Raw genomic sequence first — 11,619 nt, forward strand, 5'->3', positions numbered from 1 at the left:
TGGGGCCTTTGACCCGGTTTTGCCCGGTCGGCATCTCAGCGTCTGGGCATCAATGGCGGATGCGGGCCGCCTTGTTGCGACCCCAGGCCAGCAGCAGCGCCAGCAAGGCCAGGCCCAGCACCAGCTTGTTGCCCAGCAGAATGTATGGCGTCTGGCCGCCGTAGCCTTGTACCTGGCCGGCCAGCACGCCGCGCGTGAAGGGTGGCAGTTCACTGGTGGCGCCGCCCGGCAGGATCACGGCGGTTGCGCCCGTATTGGTGGCGCGCAGCATCGGGCGGCCCGTCTCCAGGGTGCGCATCTGCGAGATCTGCAGATGCTGGGGCAGGGCGATCGAATTGCCGAACCAGGCGATGTTGGACAGGTTGAGCAGCACGCTGGCCTCCGGCTGGGCGGCGCGATAGGCCGCGCGCAGCTGGCCGGCGATCTCCTCGCCGAACAGGTCTTCGTAGCAGATGTTGGGCAGCACCCATTGGTCTTTCACGCCAAAGGGCGATTGCACCGGCGCACCGCGCGTCATGTCGCCCAGCGGGATGTGCATCATGTCGACGAACCAGCGGAAACCCGGCGGGATGAATTCACCGAAGGGCACCAGATGATGCTTGTCGTAACGATAAGGCAAGAGCGCCGACCCCATGCCCGGGCCGAAGCCCAGCACCGAGTTGGCGTACAGCTGCGGCCCGTCGGAGAGGGGAATACCCAGCGCCAGATGGCTGCCGCTGACCTGCGCAAAACGGGCGATGCGCTCCAGGTAATCCGGCGGCAACTGCTGCGGCAACAGCGGAATGGCGGTCTCGGGCGTGGCGATCAGGTCGGCCGGGGCCGCACTGATCATCTGCTCGTACATGCCCAGCGTGGCGACCAGGGCGTCATTGGAGAATTTCATTTCCTGCGGGATATTGCCCTGCAGGAGCCGCACCGAGATCGGCTGCCCTTGCGGTGCAGTCCATTTCACCAGGCGCAGCGCCACGCCGCCAGCGCACAGCAAGGCCGCCGCGCACAGCGGCAGGATGATGCGCTGGCCGGTGCCGGCCACGCCCTTGCGGGACAGGCCCATCCACAACAGCGCCAGGCTGCCCGCGATCAGCGCGGCGACCCAACCGACCAGGTAGACCCCGCCCACCGGCGCAAAGCCGGCCAGCGGCCCGGCGGTATGGGCATAACCCGAGATCAGCCAGGGGAAACCCGTAAAGACCCAGCCGCGCGCCCATTCCGCCAGCGCCCATAGCGCCGGCAGCATGAACAGCGCCAGCACCAGCGGCGAGGACGACCAGCGCGTGCGCAGCCAACTGGCCGCCGCTGTCGCCGCCCCCGCGTACAGACCAAGATAGAGCGCCAGCAGGGCCACGGCCAGCGCCGCCATCCAGGCCGGCATGCCGCCGTAGTCATGCATGCTGATGTAGAGCCAGTGCACGCCCGCTGCTGCCCAGCCAAAGCCGTACAGCCAGCCGCGCAGGAACTGGCTGCGTACGCTCGCCTGCGGTTGCGCCAGCACGCCGTGGAACAGCCAGGCCAGCGCCAGGATCTGCAAGGGCCACAGCTTGAAGGGCGCAAAGGCAAACACGTTGATGGCGCCCGCAGCCACCGGCATGAGCAGCCAGGCTGCCGCGCCCAGGCGACCGCGCGCAGCGGTCTGCCCGTGCGGGAGGGGCAGGTCGTGAGGGGAGGGGGAATTCACAATCGGACCGGCAGGATCAGGCGCTATTGGTCGTTGACCGGCGCCGGCGGTAATTGCGATACCAGCAACACATGCACCTGGCGCGCATCGGCGCGCAGCACCTCGAAGTGCAGGCCGTCGATATCGAACTCGTCGCCCTTGCGCGGCACCCGGCCCACATGGTTGGCCACCAGGCCGCCGATGGTGTCGGCGTCTTCGTCGGAGAAGCGGCTGCCCACTTCTTCGTTGAACTGCTCGATCTCGGTCAAGGCCTTGACGCGCCAGCGCGCACCGTGCGGGCCATCCTTCAAGGCCAGCACATTGTCTTCGGCTTCGTCGAAATCGTATTCATCCTCGATGTCGCCGACGATCTGTTCCAGCACATCCTCGATGGTGATCAGGCCAGCCACGCCGCCGTATTCATCCACCACCACGGCCATGTGGTTGCGGTTGGCGCGGAAATCGCGCAGCAGCACATTCAGGCGCTTGGATTCGGGAATGAAGATGGCCGGGCGCAGCATGTCGCGCACATCGAAGGATTCTTCGGCGTAATAGCGCAGCAGGTCCTTGGCCAGCAGGATGCCGACCACCTTGTCGCGTTCGCCATCGACTGCCGGGAAGCGCGAGTGCGAGGTCGCCAGCACTTCGGGCATCCAGGTTTCGATGGGCTTGGAAATATCGATGGTGTCCATCTGCGAGCGCGGGACCATGATGTCGCGCACGGCCAGGTCGGACACCTGGAACACGCCTTCGATCATCGACAGCGCATCGGCATCGATGAGATTGCGCTCGTGTGCATCGTGCAACACTTCGAGCAGTTCTGCCCGGTTTTCGGGTTCGGGGGAAATCAGTGCGGTGAGTCGTTCGAACAGCGAACGATGGGGTTTAGCGTCAGACTTGACGCTACTAGGGTGATCTTGCATGGCGTTAGGCGCGAGCCCGACGTAGTTTCGAAGAGCCATAGGATACAACAATTATGTGACAAGTCCACTAAAGGGCCGGCCAAGGCAAGCCTGCCCCGCGTGTTGTTCATCATCTTCTTGCTCGCCGGAAAGCACGACCGGCAGGTCAGAGGTGCGCGTGCAAAAAAAAGCCGGCATCACGGATGCCGGCAAGGACTTCATCAGGGAAACGGTATTGCTCTTGCTGTCGTTATTGCAGCAGCCCGGTCCGGGCTGCGTTGTCTCATGCGTAGCTGAGCGCCTCCATGTGCACCGGCCCGGACACGACAGCGGTCTGCCGTTCTTCCGAGCGCAAGTACTGGGGTGCGGCCTGGACGGGGCTGAGCTTGAAGATGCTGACCACTTCGGTCAGCGCCACGCTCTGCTGTTGCATCGAGGCAGCGGCGGCCGCGGCTTGCTCGACCAGGGCAGCATTCTGCTGGGTGGCTTCGTCGATCTGGGCCACGGCGCGGTTGATCTGTTCCAGGCCGCTGGTCTGCTCGGCGCTGGCCGCGCTGATGTCCTGCATGATGTGGGTCACGCTCTTGATGCTCTGCACGACTTCATGCATGGTCGAACCGGCTTCGCTGACCTGCTTTTCACCGGTGACGACCTTGGCGACGGATTCATTGATGAGCGCCTCGATTTCCTTGGCAGCCACTGCCGAGCGCTGCGCCAGGGTGCGCACCTCGGAGGCCACCACCGCAAAGCCGCGTCCCTGTTCACCGGCACGGGCGGCTTCCACAGCGGCATTCAAGGCCAGGATATTGGTCTGGAAGGCGATGCCGTCGATGACGCTGATGATGTCCACGATCTTGTGCGAGGACGCGCTGATGGAGTTCATGGTGTCGACCACGCGGCCCACGGCGGCGCCGCCCCGGGCGGCCACTTGCGAAGCGTTGTCGGCCAGGCGGTTGGCTTCACGGGCATTGTCGGCGTTCTGCTTGACGGTGGCGGTGAGCTGCTCCATCGCCGAGGCGGTTTCCTGCAGGGAACCGGCCTGTTGTTCGGTACGGTTGGACAGGTCCAGGTTGCCTTGCTTGATTTCATCGGAGGCCACGGCAATGGTGTCGGTGCCCTGGCGCACTTCGCCGACGATGTTCACCAGGCTGTCGTTCATGCCCTTGAGGGCGCTCATCAGCTGGCCGAGCTCATCCTTGCTGGTGACTTCGATGCGGCTGCCCAGGTCACCCGATTGCACGCTCTGCGCCACGCTCACGGCCTGGGCCAGCGGACGGGAGATGGAGCGGGTCAGCAGCCAGGCCACTACACCGCCCAGTGTCAGGGCTGCCAGGCTGGCGGCCAGCATGGTCCACTTGGCCAGGGTATAGGCGGCTTCGGCCTCTTCCACGTTGGCTTGGGAATTCTTGCGCAGCAGCTTGTTGAATTGTTCGACCTGGGCGATGACGCGATTGAGGATGGGCATGCAATCCTTGACCAGCGAAGTCCGCGCCGCGTCACCTTGTTGCGAGGTGACCAGCTTGACGATATTGACCGCCACCGGCAGGTATTGCGCTTCCAGCTGGCGCAGATTGTCCAGCATCTCGCGTTCCTGCGGCGAGCTGGCCGGATGCTGCATCAGGCGGCCCAGCTCGGCCATGCCGGCATCGATGTCCTTTTGCGCCGAACCGACCAGGTCCAGGTCATTCTTTTGTTCAGCCGCCGACGGCACCAAGGTCAGGTTGCGCGCAGCGATGGCGCGCAGGCCGATAGCGAATTGCACTTTGGACAAGGCTTCCAGCTTGCCCTCATCGACGGAGGTCAGGAGGACGATACGATCGTTCAGGCGCGACACTTGCTGCAGGCCGAAGGCGGCGACCGCCACCAGCAGGATGAGTACGGCGGCAAAGCCAAGGCCAAGACGATGGCCGATCTTCAAGTTCTTCATGACAACCTCCCCGAAATAAGTTTTTGTTTGGTATGAGAGGCATTCTTGTTCAGTACAGCCATGATTCCCATCGGGGTTTTCCTGAAATGCAGGAAAATATTGCTGAATTCACCCTCGCATTGTTGATACGGCGACATCAAAAGAATCATTTGCTGATCGCAACAGCGTCATCGATCAATTTTTCGATAGGCAGAGTGATAAATAATGACTGCCTGGCCATCCGCGCATCCAAAAAAACGGCCTGCAGCAGCAGACCGTCGTGGGAGCCATGTTCCAGTAGTCAGGCCATCAACGCGCCGCATAGGGATTGGCATAACCCAGAGCCGCCAGAATCTCGGTCTCCAGCGCTTCCATCTCTTCGGCTTCCTCATCGTCCTCGTGGTCATACCCCTGTGCATGCAGCACGCCATGCACCACCAGGTGGGCCGTATGTTCTTCCACGCTCTTCTTCTGCTCAGCGGCTTCCTTCTCCAGCACGTCGGTGCAGAAGATGATGTCGGCCTCGGTCACTTCGCTGTCTTCATCTTCGGTATAGGCAAAGGTCAGCACGTTGGTGGCGTAGTCCTTGCCGCGATAGTCGCGGTTGAGGTCGCGGCCTTCTTCGGAGCCCACGAAACGCAGCGTCAGTTCAGCCGGTGCGAACAGCGCGGCTTGCACCCAGCGGCGCAGCAGGGGGGTGGTAATGGTCTTCTTGAGACGCTCATCGGCATATTGCACCGACAGCGTGAGTTTATGTTTTGGCATGGCGCGGCTTGGCGGATTTGGTCAGGAGGTTGGTCGCAGTGCGGGCGGTAGCGCGCGCGGTATCGGGTTTGCTGTTGCCAGCGGCGTCATAGGCATCGACGATGCGCGCCACCAGCGGATGGCGCACCACGTCGGCGCTGGTAAAGCGCGAGAAGGCGATGCCACGCACATCGTGCAGCACCGAGATCGCATCGACCAGGCCGCTCTTCTGGCCATGGTGCAGGTCCACCTGGGTGACGTCGCCAGTGATGACGGCCTTGCTGCCGAAACCGATGCGGGTCAGGAACATCTTCATCTGTTCCGGCGTGGTGTTCTGCGCTTCGTCGAGGATGATGAAGGCGTGGTTGAGCGTGCGGCCGCGCATGTAGGCCAGCGGTGCGATCTCGATGGCCTGCTTCTCGAAGAGCTTCTGCGTGCGATCAAAGCCCAGCAGGTCGTACAGCGCGTCATACAGCGGACGTAGATAGGGATCGACCTTCTGCGCCAGGTCGCCCGGCAGGAAGCCCAGGCGCTCGCCCGCTTCCACCGCCGGGCGCGTGAGCACGATGCGCTGCACGGCGTCGCGTTCCAGCGCATCGACCGCGCAGGCCACGGCCAGGTAGGTCTTGCCGGTGCCGGCCGGACCCACGCCGAAGGTGATGTCGTGTTCCAGGATGGCGTTCAGGTACTGGCTCTGGTGGGGCGTGCGACCGCGCAGGTCGTGCTTGCGGGTCTTCAGTACCGGGCTTTCGGGCAGCGGATCCTGGCTGTCCTTGTCTTCTTCGACTGCAGCAGCCACGGCGGCGGCCTTGCCACGGCGCGCCGGCAAGGGCGGCAGGCCCGCTTCTTCATCGGCGGCGGCGTTGGCGCGCTGCTCGACCAAGGCCAGCTGGATATCATCCACCGCCACCGGGCGGTCGGCCTTGTCGTAGAAGCGCTCCAGCACTTCGACGGCGCGCTCGGCATTGGTGCCGGTGACGATGAAGCGGTCGCCGCGACGGAAGATGGTCACATCCAGCGCCGCCGAGATCTGGCGCAGGTTTTCATCGAGCGCACCGCACAGGTTGGCCAGGCGCCTGTTGTCCAGCGGCTGGGGCGTGAAGTGGTGCGGCTGGTTGGGAATTTTTTTCAATGCACGATTCCGGTTAGGGGGATTGAAACATCAATGCTGGGTCACGATCTCGCCACGCAGCGAAAAGGGGAAGGCTTCGGTCACGCTGACCTCGATGATCTGTCCGATCAGGCGCTGGCCGTTCGGGCCGCCATCGAAGTTGACCACGCGGTTGCTCTCGGTACGGCCCTGCAGTTCATGCTCGCGGCGCTTGGAGACGCCTTCTACCAGCACGCGTTGCACGGTCCCGACCTGGGCCGCACTGATCCTGGCGGCATTGTCGTTGAGCGCGGCCTGCAGGCGCTGCAGGCGCGCCAGCTTGACTTCCTGCGGGGTGTCATCCGGCAGGTTGGCCGCCGGTGTGCCGGGGCGCGCGCTGAAGATGAAGGAGAAACTGTTGTCAAAGCCCACATCGGCCACCAGCTTCATGAGCGCCTCGAAATCTTCCTCGGTCTCGCCAGGAAAGCCCACGATGAAGTCCGACTGCACCGTGATATCCGGACGCACCTTGCGCATGCGGCGGATCACCGACTTGTATTCCAGCGCCGTATAGCCGCGCTTCATCGCTGCCAGCGTGCGGTCCGAACCGTGCTGCGCAGGCAGGTAGAGGTGGTTGCACAGCTTGGGCACCTTGGCATAGGTGTCGATGAGGCGCTGCGAGAATTCCTTGGGATGGCTGGTCACGAAGCGGATGCGCTCGATGCCGGGCAGCTCGGCGATGTATTCGATCAACAGCGCGAAGTCGGCCATCTCGCCATCTTCCATTACGCCCCGATAGGCATTGACGTTCTGGCCCAGTAGCATGATTTCCTTGACGCCCTGGTCGGCCAGCCCGGCCACTTCGGTCAGAACATCCTCGAAGCGGCGCGAGACTTCCTCGCCGCGGGTGTAAGGCACCACGCAGTAGCTGCAATACTTGCTGCAGCCTTCCATGATGGAGACATAGGCGCTCGCCCCTTCCACGCGCGCCGGCGGCAGGTGGTCGAATTTCTCGATCTCGGGGAAGCTGATATCGACCTGCGGGCGGCCACTGTAGCGCCGCTCCGAAATCATCTGCGGCAAGCGGTGCAGGGTCTGCGGGCCGAACACCATGTCCACGAAAGGTGCGCGCTTGATGATGGCCTCGCCTTCCTGCGAGGCCACGCAGCCACCCACGCCGATCAAGAGGTCGGGATTGTCCTTCTTCAGCGCGCGCAGCCGGCCCAGGTCCGAAAACACCTTCTCCTGCGCCTTTTCGCGGATGGAACAGGTGTTGAGCAAGATCACGTCCGCCTCTTCCGGGCGGTCGGTCTTGATGAGGCCATCGGAGGCATTGAGCACGTCAGCCATCTTGTCCGAGTCGTACTCGTTCATCTGGCAGCCGAAGGTTTTGATGAATACTTTTTTCTGCATAGATCGTTATGAGGCCATGAGCGCCATGAGCGCTGGGAAAACGCATGCCAACATGCGCGCGCCGGCGTGGCGGAGGACCGCTGCAATCGGGTTCGGATGCGCTCTTGCCAGACAGGAAGAACAGCCCTTGCAGCGGGGCAGGAGCCCATTTCCGGAGGAACGCGATTATAGCACCGCAAGCCGCACCGGGCGGGGCGGGCAGGCGCTTGGCCGGGCTTGCGGCGGCGCGCTCATAGTTGCTGACAGCAAGCCTGCAGCCACTCCAGCACGGCGCGCAGCCTGGGCAAGGCCTTGAGGTCGCGGTGGAACACGGCCCACAGCTCCCGCACCAGCTGTGGCGTGCTCTCCACAGTCTGCAGCTCAGGCGCCAGCAGATAGCTGGGCAGCAAGGCCAGCCCGACCCCGGCGCGCGCGGCCATGCACTGCGCCACCAGGCTGGCGCTGCGCAGGCGCACCGGGTTGCCGTCGGCGTGGGCGGCCAGCCAGCGCGTCTCGGGGATGTCCGGCACGCTGTCGTCATAGCCGATCACCGGGGCGCTGCCGCGCTGGCGGCGCCAGGCCGCCACCTGATCGGCGGTGCCGCACAGGTAGAAGCGCACCACGCCCAGGCGGCGCGCGATCAGCTCACCGTCCTGGGGCCGGGCAAAACGCAGGGCCAGGTCGGCCTCGCGCCGGGCCAGGCTCAAGGTCTGGTGGCCCATGGCCAGTTCGATGTCCAGGGCGGGCCATTGCTGCAACAGGCTGGGCAGGCGCGGGGCCAGGAACAGCGTACCCATGGCATCGGTGCAGGCCAGGCGCAGCTTGCCCTCCATGCGCAGGTCTTCGCCGGCCAGGGTGCGCGCCAGCTGGCGGGTCTGGTCCTGCATGGCGCGCGCGGCCACCAGCACGCTCTCGCCCAGGCGGGTCAGTTCGATATCGTCGGCGCGGCGGATGAACAGGGGCGCGGCCAGGGTCTGCTCCAACTGCTGCAGGCGCCGGCCGATGGTGGCATGGGTCACGCCCAGCACGCGCGCCGCGCCCGAAAAGCTGCCCGCATCGACGAAGGCGGCGAAGCTGCGCAGGCTTTCCCAGTCGGCATGCAGGGCCGCCCGTGCAGCATGGTGGCGGGAGGCGGGACGGGATGCGGGGCGGGCTGTTAATTTTTTCACAGTCAGATGGCGATCACGTTGAATGGTGGTGCGAATTTTATCGGACTAAGATGCCTGCATCCCGCTTCGTCCTCTTTTCAGCAAGGAGTTTTCCATGAGCACACCCCAGACCCTGATCCAGATCGCCGGCGGTTCGCCACGCGCCTCCTCGTGGCAGGAAGCCGTGCTGGTCATCATCGACCACCAGACCGAATACACCACAGGCCGCGCACCGCTGGCCGGCATCGGCGCAGCCGTGGCCGAGATCGCCGTACTGCTGGAACACGCGCGCGCAGCCGCTGCGCCGGTGATCCATGTGGTCCACCACGGCAAGCCGGGCGGCGCGATGTTCGATCCCCAGGGGCCGCATGTGGCCATCATCGACGGCGTGCAGCCGCAGCCGGACGAGGCCGTCATCACCAAGAGCCTGCCCAATTCCTTTGCCGGCACTACGCTGGATGAGACCCTGAAGAAGACCGGCCGCAAGTCGCTCATCATCGCCGGCTTCGCCACCCACATGTGCGTGAGCGCGACGGTGCGCTCGGCGCTGGACCATGGCTATGCCAGCACCGTCGTGGCCGCCGCCTGCGCCACCCGCGACCTGCCTGATCCGCTGGGCGGGCCCGCGCTATCGGCGGCTGATATCCAGCGCGTGGCGCTGGCGGAGCTGGCCGATCGCTACGCCACCGTGGTGGCCCATGCCGGCGCATTGCCAGCAGTCTGAGAACGCTTTATCAGCACAGGGGAGGGCGCGTCTGCGTCCTCTTTTTTTTGCGTTCACTGCACGACTTATCGAGAAGCGGATCGATATCGCCGTTTTGCTCACAAAATTTCATCACGTTGAAGGCGAGGAACTAGCAATAATTAGAAATTGAAACCAAGAATCAGTGGAGACAAGGAACAAGCGCAGGTACATGCGTTAGTTTATCGGCTGCCCAAAAACCACCGTGATGCGGCGCCATCGACTGCAATAGCAGGACCGGCGCGGCTCATGGGCTGGGAGAGAAGATCGGAGCATGCGCGCACCAGGCGTGTTCCCTAACAGAATGCAGATGCTGCATTCGCTTTGCCGAAATGGCAGCAGCCCAACAAGGATAGATCGAAGATGATGTCGGCAGTCTATCGCGACAGGGTGCAAGCCCTGCTCGCCAGTGGTCAACGCAAGATACTGGGCATCGCCGGCGCGCCCGGCAGCGGCAAGTCCACCCTGGCCCAGGCCTTGCTGGAACAGGCCGGGGAGCGCGCGGTGGTGCTGCCCATGGATGGCTACCACCTCGCCAATGCCGAGCTGGCGCGGTTGGGACGCGCCGCCCGCAAAGGCGCCGAGGATACCTTCGACAGCGCTGGCTACGTGGCGCTGCTGAGCCGCCTGCGCAGCCAGAGCGGCGATGAACTCATCTATGCGCCGCAATTCCTGCGCGAGATCGAGGAAGCCGTCGCCGGCGCCATCCCCATCCCGGCCAGCACCCAGCTCATCATCACCGAAGGCAATTACCTGCTGCTCGAGCGCGGCCACTGGGCGCGCGTGCACCCGCTGCTCGATGAATGCTGGTATCTGGATGTCGACCCGGCCCTGCGGGTGCAGCGCCTCATCGCCCGTCACGTCCAGTTCGGCCGCACCCCCGAGGCCGCCCGCGCCTGGGTGATGGACAGCGACGAAGCCAATGCCGCCCTCATCGAGACCACGCGCCCCCGCGCCGATCTGATTTTTCGCTGGGACTGAGGTCCCGGCATTGCTGCCCCCGTACTGCCCGAAGACCAACAATCCCCCTTCACGGAGACCCGCATGATCAAGAAAACCCTCGCCATCGCCTGTTCCACCCTGTTGCTGGCCGCCGCCGCGCAGCCTGCCCTGGCCGCTGACAAGCCGCTCAAATCGGTGGGCGTCACCGTGGGCGACTTGGCCAACCCGTTCTTCGTGGCCATCGCCAAGGGCGCCGAGAGCGGCGCCCACAAGATCAACCCGGACGCCAAGGTCACCGTGGTCTCGTCCAAGTACGACCTCAACACCCAGGTCGGCCAGATCGAGAATTTCATCGCCAACAAGGTTGACCTGATCGTGCTCAACGCCGCCGATTCCAAGGGCGTCGGCCCGGCCGTGAAGAAGGCGCAGAAGGCCGGCATCGTCGTGGTGGCCGTGGACGTGGCCGCCGAGGGCGCGGACGTGACGGTGATGTCGGATAACACCATGGCCGGGGCCGAGTCGTGCAAGTTCCTGGCCGAGAAGCTGCAGGGCAAGGGCAATGTGGTCATCGTCAATGGTCCGCCGGTGTCCGCAGTGATGGATAGGGTGACCGGCTGCAAGGCCGAGTTCAAGAAGTCGCCCGGCATCAAGATCCTCTCCGACAACCAGAACGCCGGCGGCAGCCGCGATGGCGGCATGACCACCATGTCCAACCTGCTGGCGGCCCAGCCCAGGATCGATGCGGTCTTCGCCATCAACGATCCCACCGCCATTGGCGCCGAACTGGCCATCCGCCAGGCCAAGCGCAGCGACATCAAGTGGATCAGCGGGGTGGATGGCGCGCCCGATGCCGAGCGCGCGCTCAAGGACAGCAAGTCGCTGTTTGCCGCCTCCCCCGCGCAGGACCCCTACGGCATGGCTGCCGAGAGCGTCGCCATCGGCTACGCCGTGATGAACGGCCGCGCACCGCAGCAGAAGGTCAAGCTGCTGCCAGTCAAGCTGATCACGCGCGACAACGTGGCCGACTACCAAGGCTGGGTGCCGGCCAAGTAAGCCTGGCGCGGGATGCGCCCCGCGCCCTGCGCGCGGGGCGAGCAAC

At 64.4% G+C, this 11,619-nt stretch carries 10 protein-coding genes; 3 read left to right on the plus strand and 7 right to left on the minus strand.

Going from position 1 to position 11,619, the window contains the following annotated elements:
* Nucleotides 1-49: 49 nt before the first annotated feature.
* The 7 genes from lnt to BGK68_RS09780 all read right to left on the minus strand — a co-directional run bounded on the left by lnt (nt 50) and on the right by BGK68_RS09780 (nt 8,857).
* Nucleotides 50-1,675, minus strand: coding sequence for an apolipoprotein N-acyltransferase (gene lnt / locus BGK68_RS09750; RefSeq protein WP_075256936.1), 1,626 nt, complete (start codon nt 1,673-1,675; stop codon nt 50-52).
* A gap of 23 nt (nt 1,676-1,698) precedes the next feature.
* On the minus strand, nt 1,699-2,577 hold the full coding sequence (locus BGK68_RS09755; RefSeq protein ID WP_075256937.1) for an HlyC/CorC family transporter: 879 nt from the start codon (nt 2,575-2,577) through the stop codon (nt 1,699-1,701).
* Nucleotides 2,578-2,839: 262 nt separating this feature from the next.
* Nucleotides 2,840-4,483 carry a methyl-accepting chemotaxis protein gene (locus BGK68_RS09760; RefSeq protein WP_075256938.1) on the minus strand — a complete coding sequence of 548 codons (1,644 nt, stop codon included), beginning with the start codon at nt 4,481-4,483 and terminating at the stop codon, nt 2,840-2,842.
* A 288-nt stretch (nt 4,484-4,771) separates the two neighbouring features.
* Nucleotides 4,772-5,227, minus strand: coding sequence for an rRNA maturation RNase YbeY (gene ybeY, locus BGK68_RS09765; protein WP_075256939.1), 456 nt, complete (start codon nt 5,225-5,227; stop codon nt 4,772-4,774).
* The gene (locus BGK68_RS09770; protein WP_075256940.1) at nt 5,214-6,338 is read right to left on the minus strand and encodes a PhoH family protein; all 1,125 of its coding nucleotides are present in this window, start codon (nt 6,336-6,338) and stop codon (nt 5,214-5,216) included. Before BGK68_RS09770 ends, ybeY begins: the two co-directional genes overlap by 14 nt.
* A gap of 30 nt (nt 6,339-6,368) precedes the next feature.
* Nucleotides 6,369-7,709, minus strand: a complete 1,341-nt coding sequence (gene miaB / locus BGK68_RS09775; RefSeq protein ID WP_075256941.1) for a tRNA (N6-isopentenyl adenosine(37)-C2)-methylthiotransferase MiaB — start codon at nt 7,707-7,709, stop codon at nt 6,369-6,371.
* Between the two features lie 230 nt (nt 7,710-7,939).
* On the minus strand, nt 7,940-8,857 hold the full coding sequence (locus BGK68_RS09780; protein ID WP_075256942.1) for a LysR family transcriptional regulator: 918 nt from the start codon (nt 8,855-8,857) through the stop codon (nt 7,940-7,942).
* Between the two features lie 94 nt (nt 8,858-8,951).
* Between BGK68_RS09780 and BGK68_RS09785 the strand changes: the two genes are divergently transcribed.
* The 3 genes from BGK68_RS09785 to BGK68_RS09795 all read left to right on the plus strand — a co-directional run bounded on the left by BGK68_RS09785 (nt 8,952) and on the right by BGK68_RS09795 (nt 11,573).
* Nucleotides 8,952-9,560: a cysteine hydrolase family protein gene (locus BGK68_RS09785; RefSeq protein ID WP_075256943.1), complete on the plus strand. Its 609-nt coding sequence runs from the start codon at nt 8,952-8,954 to the stop codon at nt 9,558-9,560.
* Between the two features lie 381 nt (nt 9,561-9,941).
* On the plus strand, nt 9,942-10,559 hold the full coding sequence (locus BGK68_RS09790; protein ID WP_075256944.1) for a nucleoside/nucleotide kinase family protein: 618 nt from the start codon (nt 9,942-9,944) through the stop codon (nt 10,557-10,559).
* 63 nt (nt 10,560-10,622) lie between these two features.
* Complete coding sequence (locus BGK68_RS09795; protein WP_075256945.1) at nt 10,623-11,573, plus strand: ABC transporter substrate-binding protein; 951 nt, start codon at nt 10,623-10,625, stop codon at nt 11,571-11,573.
* Nucleotides 11,574-11,619 lie beyond the last annotated feature (46 nt).

This window comes from Herbaspirillum camelliae, assembly GCF_001929405.1.
Taxonomy (GTDB): Bacteria; Pseudomonadota; Gammaproteobacteria; order Burkholderiales; family Burkholderiaceae_D; genus Herbaspirillum; species Herbaspirillum seropedicae.